Source organism: Campylobacter sp. BCW_4319 (assembly GCF_001764435.1).
GTDB lineage: Bacteria > Campylobacterota > Campylobacteria > Campylobacterales > Campylobacteraceae > Campylobacter_D > Campylobacter_D jejuni.
The window spans coordinates 109,462-135,709 of sequence record NZ_MKAQ01000008.1 but is presented as its reverse complement, the minus strand read 5'-3'; the positions used below and the strand labels follow the sequence as shown (position 1 = coordinate 135,709).

The window sequence follows — 26,248 nt, the reverse complement described above, 5'->3', positions numbered from 1 at the left end:
TTAAATACTTTATAAAGGTTTGAAAATGCAAGAAAATAATTCTCCAAAAACGCAAGCGGTTGTTAAAAAGAATGAAATTTATGTTTCTGTTAAAAGAAAGAAAAGTACAATAGAATATGAAAAAGATTTAAAGAATTTGCAAATTGAGCTTTTGAAATTTCAAAATCATGTTAAAGCCAAGGGTTTAAAGGTTCTTATACTTATAGAAGGGCGTGATGCGGCTGGAAAAGGTGGGGCGATTAAACGTTTGATTGAGCATTTAAATCCGCGTGGTTGCCGCGTTGTGGCTCTTGAAAAACCTAGTGATGTGGAAAAAACACAGTGGTATTTTCAGCGTTATATAGCACATTTGCCCTCGGCCGGTGAGATTGTGATTTTTGACAGATCTTGGTATAATCGTGCAGGAGTAGAACCGGTTATGGGTTTTTGTACACCGCAACAACATAAAGATTTTTTAAGAGAAGTGCCTTTGTTTGAAAATATGATTTCAAATAGTGATATTATTTTTTTTAAATTTTATTTTTCAGTATCAAAAGATGAGCAAAAAAAACGTTTTGAAAAACGCCGAAGCGATCCGCTTAAACAATATAAATTATCTCCTGTGGATCAAAAATCGCAAGAATTATGGGATAAATATACTTTAGCTAAATACTCTATGCTTTTAGCATCTAATACTCCAACTTGTCCTTGGACTATTATTTCTTCTGATGATAAGAAAAAAGCAAGATTAAATTTATTGCGTTTTATACTTTCTAAGGTAGAATATCCAAATAAAAAAACTGGAGATTTTTCCAAAATTGATGCAAAATTAGTGCGTAGTGGAGAAGAAGAAATACGAAAAATGGAGGCGAATTTGGAAAAACTTGACAGTAAAAAAGCAGATGAGAAAATAAAAGATTTAGATTAAGGAAAAGAATGCAAAAGCTGGTTGAAAATTTAGCACTAAAGTACTATGATAAAGTAGTTGATTTAAGACATCAAATTCATATGCATCCTGAGCTTGAATTTGAAGAAGAAAATACAGCTCGTTTAGTGTGTAAAATTTTAGATGAGTTTGGCATTAAATATCAAAAAAATATTGCAAAAACAGGAATTTTAGCTACTATAGAAGGAAAAAAGAAGAGTCAGAAAAAACCAAAATGCGTTCTTTTAAGAGCGGATATGGATGCTTTGCCTGTACAAGAAAAAACTAATCTAAGTTATGCTTCAAAAATTGATGGTAAGATGCATGCATGTGGACATGATGGACATACAGCAGGGCTTTTGGGAGCTGCTTTGATATTAAATGAGCTTAAAGATGAATTTTGTGGCACGATTAAATTTATGTTTCAGCCCGCAGAAGAGGGAAGCGGTGGAGCTAAACCTATGATAGAATCAGGTGTATTGGAAAATCCTTATGTTGATGCAGTTTTTGGTTGTCATTTATGGGGGCCTTTGCTTGAAAATACTGCTCAAATTGTAAGTGGTGAAATGATGGCTGGAACGGATATTTTTGATTTGGAATTTATTGGCAGAGGAGGGCATGGAGCTCATCCGCACACTTGTATAGATCCTATAATTATGACAACGCAATTTGTAAATAATATACAAAGTGTTATTTCTAGACGTTTAGCCCCTTATGAAGCAGGGGTGATTACCGTAGGTCAAATTTGTGCAGGAACTACTTATAATGTTATTCCTACAAATGCTTATTTAAAAGGAACTGTGCGCTTTTTAAATGATAAAACGCAAGATATTTTAAAAAGTTCTTTAGAAGAAGTGGCTGCTGCTACAGCAAAATCCAATGGCGGAGATTATAAGCTTAAATATACTAAAGAATTTCCTCCATTGATTAATGATGAAAAAGCTGTTTTAATAGCAAGAAAAGCTTTTGCAAAGGTCTTAGGAGAAGAAAATATCATTGTTTCTTCTAAACCTGACATGGGGGCTGAAGATTTTGCTTTTTTAACACGAGAAAGAATGGGGGCTTATGTATTTGTTGGAATTTCAAAGGATTTAAATCATCCAGCTTTGCATCATAGTTCTACTTTTTGTTGGGATGATGAAAATTTAAAAGTTTTAATGCAGGGTGATGTGATGATGGCTTTAGAATTTTTAAATTTATAAAATAGAATTAAAAATTCACAAAAAATTCACAAAAAATGAGTAAAATTTAATCTTGATTTTTCTTTAGGATTTGTTATTATGAAAAAGAAGATTGTTTTAATCATTTTAATTGCAATACTTGGAAGTGTTGGGGCTTATTTTATTTTTTTTAATAATGATGAAAAAATCAGCTATTTAACTCAAAAAATACAAAAAAAAGATATATCTCAAACCATAGAGGCAGTAGGAAAGGTATATGCCAAAGATCAAGTCGATGTGGGTGCTCAAGTTAGTGGACAAATTATAAAACTTTATGTTGATGTGGGAACTCATGTAAAGCAAGGTGATTTGATCGCTCAAATTGATAAAGATAAACAACAAAACGATTTAGATATTACAAAAGCTCAGCTTGAAAGTGCTAAGGCTAATTTAGAGAGTAAAAAAGTTGCCCTTGAGATTGCGAATAAGCAATATCAAAGAGAGCAAAAACTTTATGCAGCTAAAGCAAGTTCTCTTGAAAATTTAGAAACTCAAAAAAATAATTATTATACTTTAAAAGCCAATGTTGCAGAGCTTAATGCTCAAGTAGTTCAGCTTGAAATCACTCTTAAAAATGCACAAAAAGATTTAGGTTATACAACCATTACTGCTCCTATGGATGGTGTTGTGATTAATGTAGCTGTAGATGAAGGACAAACAGTTAATGCTAATCAAAACACTCCTACTATAGTCCGTATAGCTAATTTAGACGAAATGGAAGTAAGAATGGAAATAGCAGAGGCTGATGTGAGTAAGATAAAAGTAGGAACAGAGCTTGATTTTTCTTTGCTTAATGATCCTCAAAAAACTTATCATGCTAAGATTGCAAGTATAGATCCAGCTGATACTGAAGTGAGTGATTCTAGTACAAGCTCAAGCTCATCAAGTTCGAGTTCTTCAAGCTCAAGCTCATCAAATGCTATTTATTATTACGCAAAATTTTATGTAGCCAATAAAGATGATTTTTTGCGTATTGGTATGAGTATACAAAATGAAATTGTCGTAGCGAGTGCAAAGGCTGTTTTAGCAGTGCCAACTTATGCAATTAAAAGCGATCCAAAAGGTTATTATGTTGAAATTTTAGAAAATCAAAAAGCTGTTAAAAAATATGTCAAACTTGGCATTAAAGATTCTATCAATACTCAAATTTTAGAAGGCGTAAATGAAAATGAAGAATTGATAGTAAGCTCAAGTGCTGATGGCTTAGCCACTAAAATGAAGTTGAGATTTTAATGATTTTTCTTAAAAATATTTGCAAGAATATAGGTGAAAATGCCATTTTAAAAAATGTAAGTTTAAGTATAGAAAAAGGTGAATTTGTTGCTATTATAGGACAAAGTGGAAGTGGTAAAACTTCACTTTTAAATATCATAGGAACATTAGATACGCCAAGTAGCGGAACTTATGTTTTTGATGAGTATGAAGTCACTAAACTTAATAACGATGAAAAAGCAAGATTAAGGCGTGAAAAAATAGGCTTTATATTTCAAAGATATAATCTTTTAAGCTTGCTTAGTGCTAAAGAAAATGTTTCTTTACCTGCAGTTTATGCGGGAAAAAATTTACAAGAAAGAAGTCAAAATGCTAAAAAACTCTTAAATGATTTAGAATTAGCTCACAAGTTAGATTCTAAGCCAAACGAATTAAGCGGAGGGCAGCAACAACGCGTTTCTATAGCAAGAGCTTTAATCAATGGCGGAGAGCTTATTTTGGCTGATGAGCCAACGGGAGCTTTGGATAGTAAAAGCGGTATTATGGTGCTTGAAATTTTACAAAAACTTAACGAGCAAGGTCATACTATAGTCTTAGTAACTCACGATCCAAAAATTGCAGCACAAGCTAAAAGGGTTATAGAGATTAAAGATGGAGAAATTTTAAGCGATACTAAAAAGGAAAAAGCTCAAGAAAAACTTATTTTAAAAACAATGCCCAAAGAGAAAAAAACACTTACTTTGCTTAAAAATCAAGCCTTTGAATGTTTTAAGATAGCTTATTCTTCCATACTTGCACACAAACTTCGTTCTATTTTAACTATGCTTGGAATCATCATAGGTATTGCTTCTGTAGTTTGTGTTGTAGCTTTAGGATTAGGCTCTCAAGCTAAAGTGCTTGAGTCTATTGCAAGACTTGGGACAAATACTATTGAAATTCGCCCTGGAAAAGGATTTGGGGATTTGCGTTCGGGTAAAACAAGGCTTAATTTTAGTGATTTAGAAACGCTAAGATCTTTAGAATATTTAGAAGCAGTTGATGCTCATTCAAATACTTCAGGAGTGGCAACTTATACCAATATTTCTTTAAGCGCAAGAGCTGAAGGAGTAGGGGTAAATAATTTTGCTATAGAAGGTTTAAGGATAGATGCGGGAAGAATTTTAAATAATGATGATGTAAAAAATAGTATCAATGTTGCTGTATTGGATTTTAATGCTAAAAAAAATCTTTTTCCTGATGAAAAAAGTGAAAATATTTTAGGTCGTGTGGTGCTTTTTAATTCTCAACCTTTTAAGATTATAGGAGTTTTGCAAAAAGATACAGACAAGCCTATAGAAGATAATGTAGTACGTCTTTATATACCCTATACAACACTGATGAATAAGCTTACAGGAGATAGAAATTTGCGTGAAATCATAGTTAAGGTTAAAGATGATGTGAGTTCAACTTTGGCTGAAAATGCTATTATAAGAATTTTAGAAATTAAACGCGGACAAAAGGATTTTTTTACTTTTAATTCTGACACTTTTAAGCAAGCTATTACAGCAAATAAACGCACTACAACCATACTTACCGCTTGTGTGGCTGTGATTGCTTTGATTGTTGGGGGTATAGGAGTGATGAATATCATGCTTGTTTCTGTAAGTGAAAGAACAAGAGAAATAGGCATACGCATGGCTATAGGGGCTAGAAGAGAAGATATTATGATGCAGTTTTTAATCGAAGCGGTTATGATTTGTACTATAGGGGCGATTTTAGGTGTGATTTTATCGATTTTTGTTATTTTTGCTTTTAATACTTTAAGTACGGATTTTCCTATGATTTTAAATGCCTATTCTGTGCTTTTGGGACTTTTAAGTTCTATGTTTATCGGTGTGGTTTTTGGTTTTTTCCCTGCAAGAAATGCAGCAAATTTAAATCCTATTAGTGCATTATCAAAGGAATAAAATGAAAATAATACTTAGCATTTTTTTAGCATTTTTCTTGAGCGCTTGTGGTGTAAAACTTAGCTTGCCTAAAGAAGTTGATTTAACTCAAGAACAAATGAAAGATTTAAATCTTACTTATGATTGGTATAGATCTTATGATAATGCAAAATTAAATGAATTTCTAAATTTTGTTTTATTGAATAATAGTGATATTAATATTGCTAGAAAAACTTTGCTTTCGGCTTTGGCTAGAGCTGATTTGATTGATTATGATTTATATCCGACTTTAAGTGGAAATTTGGGTTTTGGTGCGGATAAAGATTTAAATTCAGGCAAACAAAGTAAAAATTTCAATAATTCTTTAAATTTAAGCTATGAGCTTGATATTTATGGCAAATTAAGAGATAGTGCAAGTGCGAGTGAATTTAGTGCAAAAGCAAGTGCTTATGATCTTGAAAATTTAAAAATAAGTATGATCAATACAGCTTTAAATGATGTGTTTGAGCTGGCTTATTTTAACGATGTAGATAAATTACTTCGAGCTTATCTTTCAAATTTAGAACAAATGAAAGAGCTTTATAACTATAAATACAAGCTTGGAAAAATAGAAGAATTAGATCTTTTAAACATAGAACAAAGCTTATTAAGAGCTAAACAAAATTTATTAAGCAATGATCAAAATCGTAATTTACTCATAAAAAATTTACAAGATTTATTGGCAAGGCAAGAAGGTTTTGCTTACATAGAGTATTTTAAAACTTTATCTTTAAATGATTTTAAAACCTTAAGTCCTGATTTTAATATACCTTTAAAAGCTTTAGCGTACCGTGCAGATGTGAGATCTAAACTCAATAGCTTAAAATCAGCTTTTAAGGATTATTCTTCCATGCAAAAATCTATTTTGCCTAGTATTTCTTTAGGTGGAGCATTAAGCGGAAGTGATAAAAAAATCGATGATAGTTTTAAATTTGAAATTTTAAGTGGCAATGTTAAGATTTCTTTACCTTTCTTAGATTATGGTAGAGTAAAGCAAAATATCAAAATTTCACAATTTACTTATGAGCAACTTTTAATTTCTTATGAGCAAACTTTGCAAAGCGCGATGAATGAATTTGCGTTAAATTATAAAGATTATCAAAGCGACACCTTGCTTTTACAAAATTTGCAAAATATTAACATTAAACAAGAGCTTATCACTAAGGCGTATTATGAAAAATATATTTTAGGAAAAAGTGAATTAAAAGATTATTTGGATGCAAACAATACTTTAAATTCTACCCAGCAAGAATTTTTAAGAGCTAGATTTAATCTTTTAAAAACCATTAATTCTTACTATCAAATCACAGCTTTAAGTTTTAATGATAAAAACTTAGAATTTCCTAAGTATTAAATTTAATAATCGATGATATTTTTTAAATCCTCGAGTAACTTTTTAGCCATTAGCTCATAGCCTTTTATAGTAAGATGTACATCATTGAGCGAAAGCTTTTGTTCTATCCATTTGTTTTTTCCCCCACTATCTTGCATAAACTGATGCATATCAAAAATAAGAGTTTTTTCTTCTTTAGCAACTTCATATAATGCTTTGCGTATGGTAAAAAAATCAGGAGCAAGCTTGTAGTTTTTACCTTGTTTTTGAACTACAGTTGGTGGAGAGATTAGCATGATAACAGCGTTTTTATTGTAAGTTTTTAAAATACTAATCCATTTTTTTAAATTATTTTTGAATTTTTGTTTTTCAAACCCTTTAAAGAGTGCATCATTAGAACCATAGGCAAGAATAATTAAATCATTGTGTAAAAGTCCTAGTTCTTTTTTTACAACTGTTTGATTCCAAGAGAGCCATAAATCACTTTTGGCACCATTGATTGCAATGGTATCTAAGAAAACATTATTATCTTTATTTGTGATGAAATATCCTCCTAGCTCAGCATCTTTTTGTAAGGCTGAAATTTGCAAAGGAAGATCAAGTTCTAGTTCTTTATAAGACCATTTGTTAATTTGTGTAGTTCTTAACTCATAGCTTTGGTTTTTTGCATCTTTGATGCTAAAAGCATTGGTATTTTGTTTGGCTTTAAATAAAAATCCTATCTTGAATTTTTTTTTATCTAAGGTTGTATCAAGGTTGATTTTTGCGCCTTTGATTTTTGCTTTGGCTATTATCCCACCTAATGGAAAATTATGTCCAGCATTAGCAGGATTTCTTGAGTTTAAAATTTCAAAGTTTTTATAAGAATAAACAAGATTAAGATTTTGTTGATATTTGGGCTGTAAAGGATAGGCAAAACCTATAGAGTTAGAGCGGATTAAATATCCTCTTATGACACGCGGAAAGAAATCAGCCGCCATATGAGAATCTCCATAAATTCTAATTCCTATGTTTTGATTTTTTTCTAATTTTTTTTCTAGATTTTTAAGATCTTTTTTTAATACATAACTTGTTAAAGCAGAGTGATTTTTGTTTTGATTGAGTATGGAATCTATTGTGTCATTTGTATTTAAATTTTGTGCATAAGAGCTAGTAAAAATAATAAAAAACAATAAGATAATTTTAAATTTATTTACTAGCATTTTCTTCCTTAAGTTTTATGTGTTCCAATAAAAGTTTAGACATTTCTCTTGCGCCACTTGGAGTAAAATGAACCCCATCATCTGTTCTTACTTTTATACTTCTATTGTTTTCATCTTTTATATAAGCTGAGTATTCATCATTGACACTAAAAAATAGCTTAGTGTTGATAAAAATTTCTTTATTTTTAAGAATTTCATCGCTGTAAATTTTATTGAGCACTTGTATTTTTTTGTTCAAATCTTCTTTTTTTACAGGAGGGATTTCAAACCAAAAAACTTTGGCTTTATGTTTTTTAGCGATTTTAATGATTTCATCTACACGACTTGTGTAAATATCTATCCAAGAAGGGGAGCCAAAACGATGGTAATTTCCTCCTTTTTTAATATCCCAAGGATCATTAGCGCCAAGAAGAACAACAAGATATTTAATATTTGAGTTTTTAATAAAAGCTTCATTGGTGGCTTTTGACCAGTCAAAATAGGATTTATAAGAAAGGCCTGTATTTTGTTTGCTAAGATCGGTTACCTTAAGATTTAAATTTCTTAAATCTCTATTTAAGGCTATTGCAACACCTTGCATTAAAGAATCTCCGATAAATAAAAACTCATCTCCATTTTGTAGTTCTAATTTGGTATTGTCGATAAAACTAATATTTGCATCTCGGATTAAGGTTGGATTTGTTTCTTTATGAGAAGTGTTTTCATCATTTTCTAAAGTGTTTAGAACTTTATCTATTTTACTTAAGTTTTCATCTATTGATTTATTTTCTTGATTTGTAGTTTCTTCATTAGTTTGAGGCAAGGGTTCGTTGCTTAAAATTGCACGAATTTGTTCTAATTTAATTTTGAAGCCATTGGCTTCTTTTAAAAGATCATTATGAGGATAGAATGCAAAGTGATATTTTTGTTCTATATAAGAGCTAATGCTCTGATTCATAACTACAACAACCAAGCCAAGCACTATAATCAAAATAAAGAAAAATCTAACCACACTCATCTAAAAACTCGAATAAATAAAATCAGGAATTCCATCTGGCATAAAAGCAAAAACCAAAAGTAAAATAAAAGCTATGATAAAAGGTTTTAGTAAAAATGGAGTAAGATTTAAAATCTTAATGCAATATTCTTTAAAATTAATAAATAAAGGATAGATCATAAAAAGAACCCCAAAAGCAACCAACATATAGATATCGTTATAAGATGGAATTTGGAAGAAATTATAATAACAAGCTTTAAAATATTCTATTGCATCTTCTAGATTTTTGCTATAGTAAAAGAAAATCCAAGTAAAACATACAAATTGAAAGGTTAAAAATCTTCCTAAAGCTGGAATTTTTTGTAAACTAAATTTGCTTAAAGCTAGCAAATGTATAAAAACTATGCCAATACCATGCAATAAACCCCAAACAATAAAAGCAAGTGTATTGCCATGCCACATACCTGAAAGTATAAAAGCGATGAGTATGTTAACTATAGTGCGTGGCATTCCTTTTCTATTGCCCCCTAAAGGTATATAGATATAATCTCTTATAAAGGTTGAAAGACTGATATGCCATCTAGCCCAAAAATCTTTTAGGTTTTTTGCAAGATAAGGCATGTTAAAGTTAGGCGGAAGGGTAAAACCTAACATTAAAGCAAAAGCACAAACTAAATCAACATATCCGCTAAAATCGCAGTATATTTGAATTGCATAGGCGTAAATTGCGCTTAAAAGTTGTATGAAATTATAAGATTGTGGAAAGTCTAAAATACTTTTAGCATAAATTCCAAGGTAATTGGCTATTAAAACTTTTTTAACTATACCAAAAACAAGCAAGATGATGATTAAATTTGCATGTTTAAATTCGCGTTTTTGATAGGCCTGTTCAAAGAAAAAAGAACTTCGCATAATAGGCCCTGAAAGTAGTGTTGGAAAAAATGATAAGAAGGTTGCTAAATTTAAAAAACTTTCTAAACGGCGTTTTTGATAAACTTCCACAAGATAAGTGATAGAAGTAAAGGTATAAAAACTAATTCCTATTGGTAATACTAAATCAATATTTAAAAATTCTAAACCGAAAAAATTTAATATCTCATCAACACTTCCTTTGATGCTAGGAAAGTATTTAAAAAAACATAAATTTAAAATAATAAAAGCCATGCAAGTAGCGAAAATATAACGCTTGCGACGCACAAAAATTAGCAAGGCGAAATAGTGTATAAAAAAGGTATATATAAATAAAACTAAGGCGAAATAAGGATTGATTAAAATATAAATAATATAAGAGAAAATTAAAATTAAAATATTTTGTATTTTATAATCATTTTTAAAAGTCCAATAAATAGCAAAAAAAGCTATCATTAAAATACTAAATTCTAGAGAAAAATAAGTCATACCTTCAATCCAAAGCGAGATTTGCCCATAATAGGGCAAAGATTATTTTTTTCTACTTAATGCAATATTTTTGATGTATTGATCAGCTAAATAAAGTCCATTTCCGTGTTCTCCGATTAACTTAATCTTGTCAACTATACCGCGGAAAAGTGCTTCTTCTTCGTGTTGTTCGCTTACATACCATTGTAAGAAATTAAAAGTAGAATAGTCTTTATGTGTTAGCATGTGTTCAACTAAAGTATTGATTGATTTTGTGATAAATTGCTCATGTTCATAGGTTTTTTCAAAAACATCAAGTAAAGATTTGAAATTTTGTTCAGGCTGTTTTACTTCTTGAAGCTCTACATGAGAATCTGTTTCATTAAGATAAGTGATAAGCTTTTTAGCATGATCGCTTTCTTCGCTTGCATGTGCAAACAAGAAGGCTCCAGCTCCATCAAGACTGTTTTCATAGCACCAAGAACTCATACTAAGATATAAGTTTGCTGCATACATTTCTTTGTTTATTTGTTCATTGAGTAATTTTACAACTTCTTTAGAAAGCATTCTTATCTCCTTATTAAAATTTAAAATGTTTTATAATGATATATTATTTTTTTAAAAACAAGCTAAATTTTTTGATAGTTAAAAATTATATTTAAGAAAAATACAAAATAAAAAATGTTTCCAAAATGTTTCCAAGTTTTTTTAAACTTCCATTACTTTTTTAAAGTTAAGGAGAAAAAATGAAAAAAATTCTATCTTTAAGTGTGACAAGTCTTGCACTTTGTGGTGCTTTAAATGCAGTAGATTTAAAAATCGCAGGTTCATCGACTGTGTATCCTTTTACTTCTTTTGTAGCTGAAGAATATGCTTCGATCAAAAATACAAAAACTCCTATAGTAGAGAGCTTGGGAACAGGGGGTGGATTTAAGGTATTTTGTGAAGGAACTACTGATATTTCTAATGCTTCAAGACCTATGAAATTAAGCGAATTTGAAACTTGCAAAAAAGCAGGGGTAACTGATATAGTAGGGATGATGATAGGTTATGATGGTATAGTTTTAGCTCAAAATAAAACCAATGCTCCATTAAATATCACAAAAAAAGAACTTTTCTTAGCATTGGCAAAAGAAATTCCACAAAATGGAAAACTTATACCAAATCCTTATACAAACTGGAATCAAATCAATAAAAATTTACCAAATCGTAAAATTAGTGTTTATGGTCCACCATCAAGTTCAGGAACAAGAGATACTATAGAAGAGCTTGTAATGAGTGATGTGTCTAAAAAAATTCCTGAGTATAAAGGCGAGTATAAAACCATACGCCAAGATGGTGCTTATATCCCAAGTGGTGAAAATGATAATCTAATCGTTTCAAAACTTACTATTGATAAGGATGCTTTTGGAATTTTTGGTTATAGCTTTTTAGTGAGCAATTCAGACAAAATCAATGCTGCTAATATAGATGGTGTTACGCCAAGCGAAGAAAGCATCGCAGATGAAAAATACGAACTTGCAAGAAGTTTGTTTATTTATATCAATGCTAAGAAAAATCCAAAAGAAGCCTTTGATTTTGCAAAAATTTATATGAGTGATGATTTGGCAAAAAGTGGTGGAGAGCTTGAAAAAATAGGACTTGTTCCTTTGAGTGATGATAAATTAAAAGCTTCTCAAAAACACGTAGAAGATAGAAAAATTTTAAATGATGAGCTTGTAAAAGCTGGAAAAGTTTTTTAAGGAAAAACTTTGTTAAAAGAAAAAATAATCAAATTTGCACTTTTTTTATGTGCTTTTGTAAGCGTGATAGTAAGTTTTGCTATCATGCTTACAATTTTAATTGAAGCTTTAAAATTCTTTCAAAAAGAAAGCGTTGTTACCTTTTTATTCTCAAGTCAGTGGGCAGCTGATGCAGCTTTTATGAATGCAGATGGCACGAGTAAACAAGGTGTTTTTGGGGCGCTATCGCTTTTTTGGGGAACTTTTTATATTTCATTGATTGCTATGCTAACGGCTTTACCTTTAGGGGTTATGTGTGCTATATATTTAGGTGTTTTTGCTGGCAAAAAATCTAAAAATTACTTAAAACCTATTTTAGAAATCATTGCAGGGATTCCTACTGTTGTTTTTGGATTTTTTGCGGCTATAGTTGTAGCGCCTTTTATAGTGTGGTTTTTTTCTTTATTTGGCATACAAGCAAGCTTTCAAAGTGCTTTAGGCGCAGGTTTTATCATGGGGATCATGATAGTACCTATAGTGGCTTCGTTATCTCAAGATTGCATTGAAGCAGTAAGCGAGAAAAGGATTAATGGCGCTTATGCTTTAGGTATGACAAAAAAAGAAGTGGTTTTTGCCGTGATTTTACCTGAGGCTATTCCTGGTATAGTTGCAGCTTGTCTTTTAGGACTTTCAAGAGCCTTAGGCGAAACTATGATAGTGGTGATGGCAGCTTCTTTGCGTCCAAATTTAACTTTAAATTTTTTAGAAGATATGACAACGGTAACGGTAAAAATCGTAGAAGCTTTAAGTGGAGATCAAGCTTTTGATAGTTCTTTGGCTTTAAGTGCTTTTTCTTTAGGTTTGGTGCTTTTTGTCATCACTTTAATCATCAATATGTTTAGCGTTTATCTTATCAATCGCTTTCACAAAAGGAAAAATTTATGAAAAAACTTTTTAAAAAAAGACAAAAAGCTTCAAAGTCTTTTAAAAGACTTTGTAAAATGGGGCTTTATATTAATTTAATTTTTCTTTGTATCTTTTTAGGAAGTGTGGCTTATCTTGGATTTCCTGCTTTTAAGCAAACCTATATTTTTGTAGAGGCTAATAGAAATTCTCCTTCTTATGATCTTTTATCTCGCGCAGAACAAAGAAAAATAAGAACAGGACAAATCGCTGAAAAATCTTGGCTTTTGGCAAATTCAGAAGTAGATCAATATATGAAGCAAAAATATAATCGCCTTAGTGAAAAACAAAGAACTTTAGTCGATGATCTTGTACAAAAAGGCGAGATAGAGCTTAAATTTAATAGCAATTTCTTTTTAAATGGGGACTCAAAATCTCCTGAAAATTCAGGAATTTTATCTTCAGTTATAGGGACTTTGCTTGTTATGCTTGTTTGTATGGTTGTGAGTGTTCCTATAGGCGTTGCAGCGGCAATTTACTTAGAAGAATTTGCACCACAAAATATCCTTACACATTTTATAGAAGTGTGTATTAACAACCTTGCAAGTATTCCTAGTATCTTGTTTGGACTTTTAGGACTTGGAGTGTTTATCAATCTTTTTGGAATGCCTCGTTCAAGTGCTTTAGTGGGTGGGCTTACTTTGGCGATCATGAGTTTGCCTATTATCATTGTTTCAACCAAAGCGGCCTTAAAAAGTGTGGATATCAATATGAAAAATGCTGCTTATGCCTTAGGTATGACAAAGGTTCAAATGGTAAAAGGTATTATGTTACCTTTGGCTATGCCTATGATTTTAACAGGTTCTATTTTGACTTTAGCAGGGGCTATAGGAGAGACTGCACCTTTGATGATTATCGGTATGATAGCATTTATCCCTGATGTAGCTAGTTCGATTTTTGATCCAACTAGCGTTTTACCTGCTCAAATTTACTCATGGTCGGCTATGCCAGAGCGTGCATTTTTAGAAAGAACAGCAGCGGGTATTATTGTGCTTTTAGGACTTTTAGTTGTGTTAAATCTTAGTGCAATATTATTAAGAAAATATTTTCAAGGAAAATTAAAGTGATAGCAAAAACAACAAATTTAAATTTATTTTATGGAAAAAAACAAGCTTTATTTGATATCAATATGCAAATAGAGCAAAACAAAATTACTGCACTCATCGGTGCTTCAGGATGTGGTAAATCCACTTTTTTGCGCTGTTTTAATAGAATGAATGATAAAATTGCAAAAATCGATGGTTTAGTGGAAATTGAAGGAAAAGATGTTAAAAATCAAGATGTAGTAGCCTTGCGTAAAAATGTAGGCATGGTTTTTCAACAACCTAATGTTTTTGTAAAAAGCATTTATGAAAACATCTCTTATGCACCAAAACTTCATGGTATGATTAAAAACAAAGATGAAGAAGAAGCTTTGGTGGTGGATTGCTTGCAAAAAGTGGGGCTTTTTGAAGAGGTTAAAGATAAATTAAAGCAAAATGCCCTAGCTCTTTCAGGCGGACAACAACAACGTCTTTGTATCGCAAGAGCTTTAGCGATCAAACCTAAACTTTTGCTTTTAGATGAGCCAACTTCTGCACTTGATCCTATAAGTTCAGGCGTGATTGAAGAGCTTTTGAAAGAATTAAGCCATAATCTTTCTATGATCATGGTTACGCATAATATGCAACAAGGCAAACGCGTAGCTGATTATACAGCATTTTTTCACCTAGGTGAGCTTATAGAATTTGGAGAAAGCAAGGAATTTTTTGAAAATCCAAAGCAAGAAAAAACCAAAGCTTATTTAAGTGGTGCTTTTGGATAAGATTTATTTTTTGGAAATTTGATGATATAATTAATTAAAAATTTCCAAAAAAAGGTTTAATATGATTATAAACCAAATTTATTCTATAGATTCTTGTGATGATGTAGAATTAAATATCAAAAGGGGAAGTAAATTAGAATTTAGATTGACTTATGATGATAGTAAAGAAATAGAAGCTATAATCTGCATTATTCCAGGCGGTGCTGAAGATATGAATAGTTATATTTATATTGATGATTATTTGACTAGAAATTATAAAGTCGCTGTTATTAATATTAACTATCATTGTATAGGAAATAGACCTCATTTGGGTTCTAGTTTTTATTTGGATGATATAGATAAATTCATTTTAGATACTAGTTTAAAGGCTATAAATTTAAAATGTATAAATGTTTATGGTATAAATTCTTATGAAAATCTAAATAATGCTTTTATAAGAATAGATCAAGAAATTCAAAAATTAAAATTAAATCAACAATTACATCAAAACTATAAGTTAAAAACACATGTAAGTTTTTTACCATTTAAAAATGAATATCAAAATTTTGGTATAATGCAAGCTATGGATATTTTAAATGCTATTTTTTATATAAAAGAAAATTCTCCATTTAAACTAATGAGGGGGGGGGTATTAGAACGATTTTGTTTGGAAATTCATATGGTGGATATCTAGCAAATTTATGTGCAAAAATAGCTCCTTGGAGTATTGATTTTATATTAGATAATTCTTCTTTTGTTAATTTGTTTGGAAATATTTTTAGACTTATAGGTTTTGGAAAAGAAATCGATTTTACTAGATATCATGGAACATATGATGATACTTTATTTAAAAATATATTTTTATATTTAAGTGATAAAACTTATTGGAATAATAATAAATTTTCAAAAAATTATTTTTCAAATGCTAGAAAAATCATAAGAGAACCATTAAACAAAGAACATCTAATAATACAAAGCTTATACCCAAATCCAAAATATATTTTATATCATAGTATTTTTGATGAAAGATCTCCTTTTAAAAATAAGGAAAATTTTGTACATATTTTAAAAGAATTAAATTTTAAAGTAGAATTTTTTGCTATTTCACAAGTTGATAATAAGTTTATTAAAAATTTAAATCATGGAATGGGATTGAGCACAAAATTATTTTTTAAAAAACATTTATTGCAAATATTAAAAGAACCTTTGCAAGATAAAATTTGCAAGAAGGAAGTCTCATATAAATGTGATGAGCTAGTGTATACTTTCAAAGAAGAAAATCATCAAATTATTTTAAATATAACAAATTGAGTATATTAAATATTTATATTTAAAAAAGTAATTTTTAAGTAGAATTGTTTTTTAAAAGAAATATTTAAAAAAAGAGATAAGATAATATCATGGCAAAAAAACAACTCTCCTTAACAAGACTTAGTTTTCCTATATTTTGGGATTTGCTTTCTAAGTATTTAACCGTGATTATCAATACCGCTATGGTGTCGCATTATTCTAATTTTCTTGTTGGTGCTATGGGCGCTGGAAATCAAATTTTAGATCTTTTTATCACTATTTTTTCATTTTTAAGTGTGGGTTGTAGTGTGCTGATCGCACAAGCAATTGGTGCAAAAGATCATGTTTTAGCAAGAAAAGTGATTCATCAAAGTTTGTTCTTAAATGCACTTTTAGGCTTTGTATGCGGTGTGCTTATTTTATGGCATGGGGAGTATTTGCTTTATCTTTTAAAAATTCCACAAGAATTGCTCAAAGATAGCGAAATTTACTTACATATGCTTGCAATTTGTTTGTTTTTTGATGCCATAGGTATTGTTTTAGCTGCTATTGTAAGGGTTTATAATATGGCTTATTGGGTCATGTTTATAGGTTTTTTGATGGATATAGTGGTGATTTGTGGAAATTATTATGTTTTGCATTATACAAAGTCAGAACTTTTTGGAGTAGGGCTTAGCAATATTTTTGCTCGCATTGTTGCTATAGTTGCTTTGTTTGCGATACTTTTTTATAAACTTAAAATTCATCTTAAAATCAAAGAAATGATAAAACTTGAAAAAGAAGTTTTAAAAAAGGTTTTAAATATAGGTGGATTTTCAGCAGGGGAAAATCTTTTGTGGATAGTCCAATACACTATAGCTTTTGCTTTTGTAGCAAGTTTAGGCGAGGCGAGTTTGAGTGTGCAAACGATTTATTTTCAAATTTCAATGCTTATCATGCTTATAGGACAAGCTACGAGCATAGCTAATGAAATTATAGTAGGTAAATTAGTCGGTGCTAGGTATGAAAATATCGCTTACAAACATGCTTGGCGTGCTTTATATTTTAGTGTAATAGCGAGTGCTTTAGTGGCGTTTTTAAACTATCTTTGTCAAGATTTTACTATGCAAATTTTAGGGCTTAAAGAAGAGCTAAAAAATTTAATGATACCTTTATTTGCTCTTTCAATCTTTCTTGAAATTTCACGAACTTTTAATATAGTTATGGTTAATTCCTTGCGCGCAAGTGGCGATGCTAAGTTTCCATTTTTTAGCGGACTTGTTTTTATGATGGGGGTATCTTTGCCTGTGGGTTATGTGCTTTGTTTTCATTTTAATCTTGGAATTTTAGGGGTTTGGATAGGATTTTGTGCAGATGAGTTTTTGCGTGGAATGGTAAATTCATACAGATGGAAAAGTAAAAAATGGCAAGGCAAAGCTCTAGTTTAAAATCATTTATTTATAAAGATGAGTGCTATTTTTATTCTAAAAAATGCATAAAAACTTTAAGATTAAGGCTAAATGAAAAGGGTGAATTTGTTCTTAGTATTCCTTATTTTTGCACCTTTAAAAGTGTTTATGAGTTTTTAGATAAATCAAGTTCTTGGATGAATGAGGCAAAAAAAAGATTTGAAAAAAAAGCCTTAAAAGATGATGAGTTAATCTTTTTAGCTAAAAAATATCAAATTATTTTTGATGAAAATGTCAAAAAAACTTATTTTAATAAAGATAAAATTCTTTGTCAAAATAAAGCAAAATTAGATTTATTTTTAAGACAAAATGCTAAAAAGATTTTTACTTTTTATCTTAAAAAATGGAGTCAAAAAACAGGTTTATTTTACACGCATTTAAGCATTAAAAATATGAAAACGCGTTGGGGTTCATGTAATCACAATAAAGCTTATGTTAATTTAAATTTAAAACTCATTCAAAAGAGTTTAAGAGCTATTGAATATGTGATTTTGCATGAAATCAGCCATTTAAAATTCCCCAATCATAGCAAAGAATTTTATACTTTTATAGAGCATTTTATGAGTGATTTTAGGCAAAGAGAGAAAGAATTTTTAAGTTAAAAATGTTATATTTATAGTTTATTTTTCAAAAAAGGCATAATATGACTTTGGATTTTGATTTTATTTATAATGCAGATAATGATATTTTTGAATATTTATTGCGTTTTTATGCGAAAAATTACAATTATATCCTTAGCAAAGAAGAAAATACCTATCATTTTTCTATCGATGCAGATGAAGAAAATTTAAAGACTTTTTGTGATTCTTTGAATTTCATGAGTCATAGCGTTTTTTTGAAAAAATTTGATGTAAAAGCGGGGCAGGGTTTTAACCCTTGTATACCAGAAGATAAAGAATTTTCAAGATTTTCTTATATTACTCATTTAAATTCTAATGCTTATCAAGAAAAAAAACTTTTAAACAAAAACGAATGGGGCGTGTTTTGTGAGTGTGAATTTTCAAGCAATTTATCAGAATTTGAAAAAATCAATGAAGAAAATTTCAATACTTTTTTAAATCTTGCCTTTGATTTGTTAAGTCAAGAAAAAAAGATTTATTTGAAAGATAAAAATGGCATTTATGAATTTTCTTTGTTTAAGAACGAATTTATAGGAGATTTTTTACTTCCTTGTGATATTAAGGCTATAAATTCAGTTTTTGTTTGTTCAAATGAAAATTTAAAACTTCTTGCAAGTTTAGAAAAACCTTTGATGAAGCTAAGGCTTAATGCTATGTTTAGAAAAAATCACAATCTTGATTTTAGTGATTTTAAAATCAGACTTGCTAGAGATTTGTTTTGTTTTGCTTTAGGTTTGAAACTTTTTGAAAATGAGTATAAATTTTTAAGCGTAAAAAAGATAGAAGAGTATCAAAAAGATTTTTATATCAGTGCTTTAGATGAGCAAGTGGTGGTTTTAGAGGGTTTTGAATTTATCAATGCTAAGGCAAGAGAGCTTATTTTTTCTAAAGAAGATAAAAATATGGCAAGAATTTCTTATCTTGTAAGCCGTTATAAAGAAAAAGCTTTTATTTTAGAGCTAAGTAAGGATTATGAAGATATTTTGCTTATCAACAAAGAGCTTAATTTACTTAAACTTTGCTTACCAAAACACAGCAAAGAGCTTTATGAAGAGATTAAAAAAGATGAAATTGGTGCAAGGCTTTTAGAAAATTTTAGCAAGGAATTTCCTCTTTTAGATGAAAGTTTTGAACTTCAAAATAATTTTTATTCCTTGTTTGGCTTAGTAGGAAGAGTGTTAAATTTAGGTAAAAATTTACAAGAGAGTGTTGGCGAGCTTTTAAAAATCGCTGATGAGTCAAAAATGCCTCGTGGAGTAAAGATTGATTATCGTTTGAAAGAAGATAAAAGTTTTGATTATACAAGAACCTTAAGATCTGCTATGAGTTTTATGTTAGCAGGTGTAGATAGTGTTAATATCGCTTATGGAGCGGTTGAGAGTTTGGCTTATTTCTTACGTGATACTTATGATGAATTAAGAGAGAAAAAGCAAAGTGATTTAGCGCTTATAAGTGGATCTTTGTTTGAACATAAATCTTTGCTTAAAAATACTTTAAAACATCTTAAAAATTGTCAGTTAAGCGATGTACCACTTAGGGTATAAGATCAAAATTTCAGGCTTAGTTCAAGGGGTGGGTTTTCGCCCCTTAGTTTATGAACTAGCTTTGAAATCAAAGCTTTTTGGAGAAGTAAGAAATGATGGTTTTGGGATAGAAATCATCCTTGCTTGCACTCAAAAAGAATGTGAAAATTTCATAGAAAATTTAAAAAATCATCTTCCACCTTTAGCAAGAATAGATCAGCTTATAATCACGCAAATTTCTATTTTAAACTATGAGAATTTTAGCATTACTCCTTCTTTAGAGAATACAAAAAGCACGCCTATGTTAAGCGATTTTGCGCTTTGTAAGGAGTGTAAAAAAGAATTTTTTGATGAAAAAAATCCACGCTTTTTATATCCTTTTATCACTTGCACACATTGTGGGCCACGCTTTAGTATTATAAAAAGTCTTCCTTATGATAGATTTAATACCTCTATGCAAGAATTATTGATGTGTGAGTTTTGTAAAAGTGAATATGAAGATCCTAAAAATAGGCGTTTTCATGCCCAGCCTATTAGTTGTCCTAAATGCAAAATCAATGTTTTTCTTAAAAATCCAAAGGGTGAAATTTTAGCCAAAGATCAAGAAGCTTTTATACAAAGTGCGAAGTTTTTAAAGGAAGGTAAAATTTTAGCCATTAAAGGCATGGGCGGTTTTCATCTCATGTGTGATGCGTTTAATGAAGAAGCTTTAAAAACTCTAAGACTTAGAAAAAATCGCCCTAAAAAACCCTTTGCTTTGATGTGTAAAGATTTACAAAGTACTAAAGAACTTGCCTTTATAGATGAAAAAGAAGAAGCTTTGCTTGGTGGGGTTTTGGCTCCTATTGTGATTTTAAAGGCAAAAAAAGCCTTTTCTTTAATCGCTCCTGATGTAGATAAAATCGGTATTATGCTAGCTTATACGCCTTTACATCTTTTGCTTTTTGAGTATTTTAAAGGAAATCTTGTGGCAACAAGTGCGAATTTAAGCGGAGAAAGTATTATTAAAGATGAGTTTAATTTGCGTCAAAAACTTGATAAAGTTTTTGATTTTTATTTGGATTATGATAGGGAAATTATCAATGCAAGTGATGACAGCATAGCTCAAGTGGTAAATGGCAAAACTATGTTTTTGCGTACTTCAAGGGGTTTAAATCCTTTTTATTTGGAAAGAAATTTTAATAAAAAAGGCACTTTTTTAGCTTTGGGTGCGGAACTTAAAAATGAATTTGTGATTTTTTATGAAAATAAACTTTTAATTTCTCCTTATATAGGGGATTTGAAAAGTCTTGATGTGCATGAGAGATTTTTTAAACTTTTAGAATTTTTTAAACAAAATTATGATTTGAAATTTGATGCGATTTTGTGCGATAAACACCCGCATTTTAGCTATGCAAAAGAATTTGAAGAAAGGATTAAAATTTCTCATCATTATGCGCATTTTTGTGCGGCTTATTTTGAATACGAAGAAAATTTTGCAAAAGATGAAAAGGCTTTAGCTTTTATTTGTGATGGAACAGGTTATGGCGAAGATGGTAAAATTTGGGGTGGAGAAGTTTTTGTAGGAAATTTAAAAGAATATGAAAGAATTGCACATTTTGAAAATTTCACTCTTATAAATAGTGATATTAAAAATATACAAAATTTAGCCTTAAGTCTTATTTTTCATTATGATTTAGAAGATAAGGCTAAGGAGTTTTTAGCAAAAATTCCAAAAATTGAACTTGAAAATCTTAAAAAAATTTATTCACATTCTAACTTACAAACGAGTTCTTTAGGACGCATTATCGATGCTTTTGGAAGTATTGTTTTTAACTTAGAAAAAAGTTCTTATGAAGCTCAAGTTGGCTTAATGTGTGAAGCTTTTTATGATAAAAATCTTGATTTTTCTTACAAGCTTTTTGTAGAAAAAGGGCAGGTTAATTTTAAAAATTTAATCCTAGGGGCTTTACAAGATGAAAAAACTAAGGCAATTACAGGTATGTTTAATGCCTTGGCAAATTTTATCATAGATTTTAGCAAAGATTATGATTTAAAAGTGCTTTTAAGTGGAGGAGTTTTTCAAAACAAAACCTTACTTGAAATTTTAAAAGCTAAAAATTTTGATTTTTTTATACCTTTAAAATACCCTTGCAATGATAGCTCCATAGCTTTAGGACAAATGGTGCATTTTTTAAAAAAAGAGTGATTTTATCTTTAAACTCATAATTTTTTAATGCTTTTAAGGTTAAAATGAAACAAAAAATATAAAGGAAAGAAAATGTGTAAAGATTGCGGCTGCTCTATAAATTCAAGCCATACGCATGATCATCATCACGATCACCACCATGAAAATCCAAGTTTAAAAGAAAGTAAAACCATAGAAGTAATTTCTAAAATTTTAAGCAAAAATGATGAAGAAGCTAAACACAATAGAGCGCATTTTAATGAGGCTAACACGCTTTGTATCAATTTAATGAGTTCTCCAGGTAGCGGAAAAACCACGCTTTTAGAAAGCACGATCAAGGCTTTGAAAAATGAACTTAAAATTGCTGTGATTGAAGGGGATTTAGAAACCAATAATGACGCTATAAGAGTAAAAAATGCCGGAGCTTTGGCGTATCAAATCACTACAGGGCAAAGCTGTCATTTGGATGCTTTTATGGTGCATGAGGCTTTGCATCATTTAGCCATTGATGATGTGGATTTGCTTTTTATAGAAAATGTTGGAAATTTGGTTTGTCCTGCAAGTTATGATTTAGGAGAGCATTTAAATGTGGTTTTGCTTTCGGTAACTGAAGGAAGTGATAAACCGCAAAAATACCCTGTGATGTTTAAAAAGGCTGATATAGTTTTAATCACAAAGGCAGATTTGGCTCATCATTTTGATTTTGATGTTAAAGAGGCGACTAGGTTGATTAAAGAATTAAATCCTAGAGCAGATATTATCACTCTTGATGCAAAAAATGGCACCAATATGGAGCTTTGGTATAAGGTGCTTAAACTTAAAAAGGAGCTTTTTTAATGTGTTTGTCTATACCTTCTGAAATTTTAGAAATCGATGAGTTAAACAATGCTTTAGTGCAAACTTTAGGTGTGAAAAGAAAAGTTAATTTGGATTTGATTGATGAGCCTTTAAAACAAGGCGATTATGTGTTAATCCATGTAGGCGTTGCTATGGAAAAAATCGACAAAGAAGCTGCACTAGAAAGCATTAAAACCTATCAAGAAATAGTAGAAAAAATGAATAGTGGAGAGATAAAAAGTGATGAAGGAGATTTGGGTTTAAATGAATTTCATCGATGAATTTAGAGATAAAGAAAGCATTTTAGCTTTAAAAAAACTCATAGAACAAGAACTTAAAAATCCTATCAATATCATGGAAATTTGCGGTGGGCATACGCATAGTATCATGAAATATGCCCTGCCTTCTATTTTGCCAAAGGAAATTAACTTTATCCATGGGCCAGGATGTCCTGTTTGTGTTATGCCAAGAGTTCGCATTGATACAGCTATTAAGCTAGCCTCCATGAAAGATACGATTTTTTGTACTTTAGGAGATCTTTTAAGGGTGCCTGGAAGTGAAATTTCTCTGCTTGATTTAAGAGCTAAAGGGGCTGATGTTAGAGCGCTTTATTCTCCGCTTGAGGTTTTGGAAATCGCTAAGCAAAATTTAAACAAAAATATCATCTTTTTTGCTATAGGTTTTGAAACTACTACGCCTATGAGTGCTTTACTTCTTCAAAAGATTATAGAAGAAAAAATAAATAATGTCTTTTTTCATATCAATCATATCACAGTTCCAGCGCCTGTAGAAGCGATCATGAATGATGAAAATGTAAAAATCAATGCTTTTTTAGGCCCTTCTCATGTGAGTGTGATTACAGGTTATGGTATTTATGAGCCTTTAGCAGCAAAGTTTAAAACCCCTATAGCGGTGAGTGGTTTTGAGCCAGTTGATATTTTAGAAAGTGTGTTAAATATCATAAAACAAAGCAATGAAGGCACTTTTAAAGTGTATAATCAATACAAAAGAGCCGTAAGTAAAGAAGGTAATATTAAAGCACAAAATTTAGTAAAAAAATACTTTAGGGTGTGTGATTTTGAATTTCGTGGCTTAGGACTTATTAAAGATGGGGGCTTGGAGCTAAAAGAAGAATTTAGCGCCTATGATGCGAGTAAAAAATTTGATTGTACGGTGCAAAGTAAAAATGAAAGCAAAGCCTGTATTTGTGGGCAAATTTTAAGAGGTTTGGCCAAGCCTTATGATTGTAAAGTTTTTGGTAAGGCTTGTACGCCAAGAAGTCCTATAGGAAGTTGTATGGTTTCTGGCGAGGGTGCTTGTGCGGCGTATTATAAATACTCAAAGGTGAATGTATGAAAAATATTTCCTTAGCCCACGGAGGTGGCGGAGAAGAGATGAATGAGCTTTTAACTAAGCTTTTTAAGATCTTTGATAATGAAATTTTAAATGCAAATAATGATGCTGCTATTTTGGGAAATTTGGCTTTAAGCACGGATTCTTTTGTTTTAAGTCCGATTTTTTTAGATGAAGAGGTTAATATAGGAAAACTTTGTGTTTGTGGTTCTATTAACGATGTTTTGATGGTGGGTGCTAAGCCAAAATATCTAAGCTTAGGGCTTATCTTAGAAGAAGGTTTTGAGCTAGAAAAATTAGAACGTATTTTAAAAAGCATTAAAGAAGAATGTGAAAAATGTGGAGTTATGTTAGTTTGTGGCGATACTAAAGTTGTTCCTAAGGGCAAAGCAGATGAAATTTATATCAACACTACAGCCTTAGGTGAAATTATTTCTAAAAAAGAAAGTAAAAATATCAAAGCAGGGCTTAGCATACTTCTTTCAGGCGATATAGGAAGGCATGGAGCTAGTGTTTTAATCAAAAGAAATGAGTTAGAAGCTGATGTTAAAAGTGATTGTAAGGCTTTGGATAAAGAGGTTTTAGAGCTTTTAGAAAAAGATATAAAGGTTGTAGCAATGAGAGATGCTACTCGCGGGGGACTTAGTGCGGTTTTAAATGAGTGGGCAAAGCAAAGCGGAAATGATCTTTTGATCTTTGAAGAAAAAATCATCGTTCAAGATGAGGTTTTAGGACTTTGCGAGCTTTTTGGTTATGAAGCTTATGAACTTGCAAATGAAGGCACTTTTATACTTTGTGTGGAAAAAGAAGATGAGTTAAAAGCCTTGGAAATTCTAAAAAAATACAATGTAAATGCGAGTATTATAGGAGAAGTTTTAGAAGAGAAAAAAGCACGCGTGATCTTACAAAACGCTTATGGGGCAAAACGCTTTTTAGAAAGCCCTAAAGGCGAACTTTTACCAAGAATTTGCTAATGCACGAATTAAGTATAGTAGAATCTTTAATCGAACTTTGTGAAGAAAATGCCTTAAACAATAAGGCTTATAATGTACAAGAAATTTATGTAAAAATCGGGCGTTTAAGCGGTATAGAAGCGGATCTTTTTAAGCGTTGTTTTGAAACTTTTAAAGAAAACTCAAATATTTGTAAAAATGCTAAACTTTTTATAGAACTTGCCCCACTTGAAATTTTATGCTTAAAATGCGATCAAACAAGTATTTTAGAAGAAAATGTTTTTAAGTGTCCTAAATGTCAAAGTATAGAATATAAAATCACACAAGGTGAGGACTTACACCTTATGCGACTTGTGATGGAGTGAAAGTAAAATCAATAAATGATTTTACTTTCTGCTTTCAAATGCTTTGATAATATCTGCTTTATATTGATAAATATCTTCTAATTTTTCTATATTATAACTTGCTCCATCCGGAAAACTAATAGATTTTTTGCTTGTATTAAAATATAATCTACATATCCACTTAGTAACTTTGCCTTGATATAAAATACTAAAATAGCTTAAAGTATCTTTGTAACTTACATCTTCAAGATTGGCACTGACACTAGCAAGAATTGATTTTACTATATAGAAACCTTGTAATTCTTCTTCTGTTGTGACAATATCTTTTTTCATCAATTTGCTCATCATTTTCATCATCGTTTATGTTTTGAAGATTGTTTTTAATGCTTGTGATTTTTTCATAAGCTAAATCATTAATAATTTCTTTAAAAGATTTTTTAATGTAATTTTTGAATTCTTCTAAAACAGCACTAGTCATTCTTTTTTCTGTCATTTGTTTAGCAAAAAAACTTGTAAATTCATCGCTTGGATTTTCTATTTCACTTTTAAAAATTTCTTGTATACTTCGGTAATATTTTTTCTCCATAGCAATGCTTAGAATTTCATCTAAGTTTAAGTCAGTGCAAATAAAACGTTTTAGATCTTTAATATCTCTAGGTTTAAGTTTTTCAAGATTAACAACTAAAAATGGTATTTTATCCATAAGATTTTGTTGTTCAATATCTGTAAAAAATCTATATTCAATACCATTGGTAAGAATGGCAAATTTAATACTAGGATTAGTGTTAAAATATCTTACAAGCTGATTGTTATGATTATCTAAATTTTCAGTATGATTTTTAGCTTCAATTAAAATAAAAGGTTTTGAATCTTTGAAAATAGCATAATCCACTTTTTCGCCTTTTTTAGTTCCTATATCTGCTGTATATTCTGGCACAACAATACTAGGGTTAAAAACATCATAACCTAATGTTTTTAAAAAAGGCATTATAAAAGTCATTTTTGTAGCTTCTTCAGTATTGACAAGTGTTTTGCGTTCAGCTATTGTTTCAACGATG

General features: G+C 30.2%; 24 protein-coding genes and 1 pseudogene. 20 read left to right on the top strand and 5 right to left on the bottom strand.

Annotated elements, in window-relative coordinates:
• Positions 1-25 precede the first annotated feature (25 nt).
• The 5 genes from ppk2 (at position 26) to AJN56_RS02175 (ending at position 6,654) form a co-directional block, all read left to right on the top strand.
• Positions 26-907, top strand: a complete 882-nt coding sequence (gene ppk2 / locus AJN56_RS02195; RefSeq protein WP_002855028.1) for a polyphosphate kinase 2 — start codon at positions 26-28, stop codon at positions 905-907.
• An 8-nt stretch (positions 908-915) separates the two neighbouring features.
• Positions 916-2,106, top strand: a complete 1,191-nt coding sequence (locus AJN56_RS02190; protein ID WP_070246379.1) for a M20 family metallopeptidase — start codon at positions 916-918, stop codon at positions 2,104-2,106.
• Positions 2,107-2,184: 78 nt separating this feature from the next.
• Complete coding sequence (locus AJN56_RS02185; protein WP_002884110.1) at positions 2,185-3,357, top strand: efflux RND transporter periplasmic adaptor subunit; 1,173 nt, start codon at positions 2,185-2,187, stop codon at positions 3,355-3,357.
• Entirely contained in the window at positions 3,357-5,282 is a 1,926-nt protein-coding gene (locus tag AJN56_RS02180) for an ABC transporter permease (RefSeq protein ID WP_070246377.1), read from the top strand. Before AJN56_RS02185 ends, AJN56_RS02180 begins: the two co-directional genes overlap by 1 nt.
• A 1-nt stretch (position 5,283) precedes the next feature.
• Positions 5,284-6,654, top strand: a complete 1,371-nt coding sequence (locus tag AJN56_RS02175) for a TolC family protein (RefSeq protein WP_002875371.1) — start codon at positions 5,284-5,286, stop codon at positions 6,652-6,654.
• Positions 6,655-6,656: 2 nt separating this feature from the next.
• Here AJN56_RS02175 and AJN56_RS02170 read toward each other — a convergent pair whose 3' ends face one another.
• Genes AJN56_RS02170 through ctf form a run of 4 tightly spaced genes read right to left on the bottom strand, consistent with a single transcriptional unit; the run spans position 6,657 to position 10,755 of the window.
• The gene (locus tag AJN56_RS02170; protein ID WP_002858547.1) at positions 6,657-7,835 is read right to left on the bottom strand and encodes an SGNH/GDSL hydrolase family protein; all 1,179 of its coding nucleotides are present in this window, start codon (positions 7,833-7,835) and stop codon (positions 6,657-6,659) included.
• Entirely contained in the window at positions 7,822-8,832 is a 1,011-nt protein-coding gene (locus AJN56_RS02165; protein WP_002859968.1) for a GDSL-type esterase/lipase family protein, read from the bottom strand. The genes AJN56_RS02170 and AJN56_RS02165 overlap by 14 nt, the downstream gene beginning before the upstream one ends.
• Positions 8,833-10,209: an MBOAT family O-acyltransferase gene (locus AJN56_RS02160; protein ID WP_002872059.1), complete on the bottom strand. Its 1,377-nt coding sequence runs from the start codon at positions 10,207-10,209 to the stop codon at positions 8,833-8,835. It lies immediately after the preceding gene.
• Between the two features lie 42 nt (positions 10,210-10,251).
• Positions 10,252-10,755, bottom strand: a complete 504-nt coding sequence (gene ctf, locus AJN56_RS02155) for a non-heme ferritin (RefSeq protein ID WP_002852256.1) — start codon at positions 10,753-10,755, stop codon at positions 10,252-10,254.
• A gap of 179 nt (positions 10,756-10,934) precedes the next feature.
• On the opposite strand from ctf, the gene AJN56_RS02150 reads away from it, so the two are divergent.
• The 15 genes from AJN56_RS02150 (at position 10,935) to hypA (ending at position 25,211) form a co-directional block, all read left to right on the top strand.
• The gene (locus tag AJN56_RS02150; protein WP_002868908.1) at positions 10,935-11,930 is read left to right on the top strand and encodes a substrate-binding domain-containing protein; all 996 of its coding nucleotides are present in this window, start codon (positions 10,935-10,937) and stop codon (positions 11,928-11,930) included.
• A 9-nt stretch (positions 11,931-11,939) separates the two neighbouring features.
• Positions 11,940-12,854, top strand: coding sequence for a phosphate ABC transporter permease subunit PstC (pstC, locus tag AJN56_RS02145; protein WP_002776292.1), 915 nt, complete (start codon positions 11,940-11,942; stop codon positions 12,852-12,854).
• Entirely contained in the window at positions 12,851-13,939 is a 1,089-nt protein-coding gene (gene pstA, locus AJN56_RS02140) for a phosphate ABC transporter permease PstA (protein WP_002868909.1), read from the top strand. Before pstC ends, pstA begins: the two co-directional genes overlap by 4 nt.
• Entirely contained in the window at positions 13,936-14,676 is a 741-nt protein-coding gene (gene pstB, locus AJN56_RS02135; protein WP_002776307.1) for a phosphate ABC transporter ATP-binding protein PstB, read from the top strand. Before pstA ends, pstB begins: the two co-directional genes overlap by 4 nt.
• A gap of 61 nt (positions 14,677-14,737) precedes the next feature.
• Positions 14,738-15,349: a DUF2920 family protein gene (locus AJN56_RS08855; protein WP_011812723.1), complete on the top strand. Its 612-nt coding sequence runs from the start codon at positions 14,738-14,740 to the stop codon at positions 15,347-15,349.
• Positions 15,319-15,966: a DUF2920 family protein gene (locus AJN56_RS08850; protein ID WP_002858554.1), complete on the top strand. Its 648-nt coding sequence runs from the start codon at positions 15,319-15,321 to the stop codon at positions 15,964-15,966. Before AJN56_RS08855 ends, AJN56_RS08850 begins: the two co-directional genes overlap by 31 nt.
• Before the next feature lie 89 nt (positions 15,967-16,055).
• Entirely contained in the window at positions 16,056-17,372 is a 1,317-nt protein-coding gene (locus tag AJN56_RS02125; RefSeq protein ID WP_002869364.1) for an MATE family efflux transporter, read from the top strand.
• Positions 17,348-17,995 carry a M48 family metallopeptidase gene (locus AJN56_RS02120; RefSeq protein WP_002869363.1) on the top strand — a complete coding sequence of 216 codons (648 nt, stop codon included), beginning with the start codon at positions 17,348-17,350 and terminating at the stop codon, positions 17,993-17,995. Before AJN56_RS02125 ends, AJN56_RS02120 begins: the two co-directional genes overlap by 25 nt.
• A gap of 41 nt (positions 17,996-18,036) precedes the next feature.
• Entirely contained in the window at positions 18,037-19,557 is a 1,521-nt protein-coding gene (locus AJN56_RS02115) for a hypothetical protein (RefSeq protein ID WP_070246375.1), read from the top strand.
• A complete protein-coding gene (hypF, locus tag AJN56_RS02110; RefSeq protein ID WP_002869361.1) occupies positions 19,538-21,724 on the top strand; it encodes a carbamoyltransferase HypF in 2,187 nt (728 codons plus the stop codon). Before AJN56_RS02115 ends, hypF begins: the two co-directional genes overlap by 20 nt.
• Before the next feature lie 72 nt (positions 21,725-21,796).
• Positions 21,797-22,540, top strand: coding sequence for a hydrogenase nickel incorporation protein HypB (gene hypB, locus AJN56_RS02105; RefSeq protein WP_002785900.1), 744 nt, complete (start codon positions 21,797-21,799; stop codon positions 22,538-22,540).
• Positions 22,540-22,821, top strand: a complete 282-nt coding sequence (locus AJN56_RS02100; RefSeq protein WP_002776342.1) for a HypC/HybG/HupF family hydrogenase formation chaperone — start codon at positions 22,540-22,542, stop codon at positions 22,819-22,821. The genes hypB and AJN56_RS02100 overlap by 1 nt, the downstream gene beginning before the upstream one ends.
• The gene (gene hypD / locus AJN56_RS02095; protein WP_002869360.1) at positions 22,805-23,896 is read left to right on the top strand and encodes a hydrogenase formation protein HypD; all 1,092 of its coding nucleotides are present in this window, start codon (positions 22,805-22,807) and stop codon (positions 23,894-23,896) included. The genes AJN56_RS02100 and hypD overlap by 17 nt, the downstream gene beginning before the upstream one ends.
• Entirely contained in the window at positions 23,893-24,867 is a 975-nt protein-coding gene (hypE, locus tag AJN56_RS02090) for a hydrogenase expression/formation protein HypE (protein ID WP_002787379.1), read from the top strand. The genes hypD and hypE overlap by 4 nt, the downstream gene beginning before the upstream one ends.
• Positions 24,867-25,211 (top strand): hydrogenase maturation nickel metallochaperone HypA, encoded by a 345-nt coding sequence (gene hypA / locus AJN56_RS02085; RefSeq protein ID WP_002866489.1) that lies wholly within the window; start codon positions 24,867-24,869, stop codon positions 25,209-25,211. Before hypE ends, hypA begins: the two co-directional genes overlap by 1 nt.
• Before the next feature lie 21 nt (positions 25,212-25,232).
• Here hypA and AJN56_RS02080 read toward each other — a convergent pair.
• Positions 25,233-26,247 (bottom strand): annotated as a pseudogene (locus tag AJN56_RS02080) (type I restriction endonuclease).
• Between the last annotated feature and the right edge of the window lies 1 nt (position 26,248).

Coding starts and splice junctions, on each gene's coding strand:
- ppk2 (WP_002855028.1), top strand. CDS start 26: ATGCAAGAAAATAATTCTCCAAAAACGCAAGCGGTTGTTAAAAAGAAT.
- AJN56_RS02190 (WP_070246379.1), top strand. CDS start 916: ATGCAAAAGCTGGTTGAAAATTTAGCACTAAAGTACTATGATAAAGTA.
- AJN56_RS02185 (WP_002884110.1), top strand. CDS start 2,185: ATGAAAAAGAAGATTGTTTTAATCATTTTAATTGCAATACTTGGAAGT.
- AJN56_RS02180 (WP_070246377.1), top strand. CDS start 3,357: ATGATTTTTCTTAAAAATATTTGCAAGAATATAGGTGAAAATGCCATT.
- AJN56_RS02175 (WP_002875371.1), top strand. CDS start 5,284: ATGAAAATAATACTTAGCATTTTTTTAGCATTTTTCTTGAGCGCTTGT.
- AJN56_RS02170 (WP_002858547.1), bottom strand. CDS start 7,835: ATGCTAGTAAATAAATTTAAAATTATCTTATTGTTTTTTATTATTTTT.
- AJN56_RS02165 (WP_002859968.1), bottom strand. CDS start 8,832: ATGAGTGTGGTTAGATTTTTCTTTATTTTGATTATAGTGCTTGGCTTG.
- AJN56_RS02160 (WP_002872059.1), bottom strand. CDS start 10,209: ATGACTTATTTTTCTCTAGAATTTAGTATTTTAATGATAGCTTTTTTT.
- ctf (WP_002852256.1), bottom strand. CDS start 10,755: ATGCTTTCTAAAGAAGTTGTAAAATTACTCAATGAACAAATAAACAAA.
- AJN56_RS02150 (WP_002868908.1), top strand. CDS start 10,935: ATGAAAAAAATTCTATCTTTAAGTGTGACAAGTCTTGCACTTTGTGGT.
- pstA (WP_002868909.1), top strand. CDS start 12,851: ATGAAAAAACTTTTTAAAAAAAGACAAAAAGCTTCAAAGTCTTTTAAA.
- AJN56_RS08855 (WP_011812723.1), top strand. CDS start 14,738: ATGATTATAAACCAAATTTATTCTATAGATTCTTGTGATGATGTAGAA.
- AJN56_RS02125 (WP_002869364.1), top strand. CDS start 16,056: ATGGCAAAAAAACAACTCTCCTTAACAAGACTTAGTTTTCCTATATTT.
- AJN56_RS02120 (WP_002869363.1), top strand. CDS start 17,348: ATGGCAAGGCAAAGCTCTAGTTTAAAATCATTTATTTATAAAGATGAG.
- AJN56_RS02115 (WP_070246375.1), top strand. CDS start 18,037: ATGACTTTGGATTTTGATTTTATTTATAATGCAGATAATGATATTTTT.
- hypF (WP_002869361.1), top strand. CDS start 19,538: ATGTACCACTTAGGGTATAAGATCAAAATTTCAGGCTTAGTTCAAGGG.
- hypB (WP_002785900.1), top strand. CDS start 21,797: ATGTGTAAAGATTGCGGCTGCTCTATAAATTCAAGCCATACGCATGAT.
- AJN56_RS02100 (WP_002776342.1), top strand. CDS start 22,540: ATGTGTTTGTCTATACCTTCTGAAATTTTAGAAATCGATGAGTTAAAC.
- hypD (WP_002869360.1), top strand. CDS start 22,805: ATGAATTTCATCGATGAATTTAGAGATAAAGAAAGCATTTTAGCTTTA.
- hypE (WP_002787379.1), top strand. CDS start 23,893: ATGAAAAATATTTCCTTAGCCCACGGAGGTGGCGGAGAAGAGATGAAT.
- hypA (WP_002866489.1), top strand. CDS start 24,867: ATGCACGAATTAAGTATAGTAGAATCTTTAATCGAACTTTGTGAAGAA.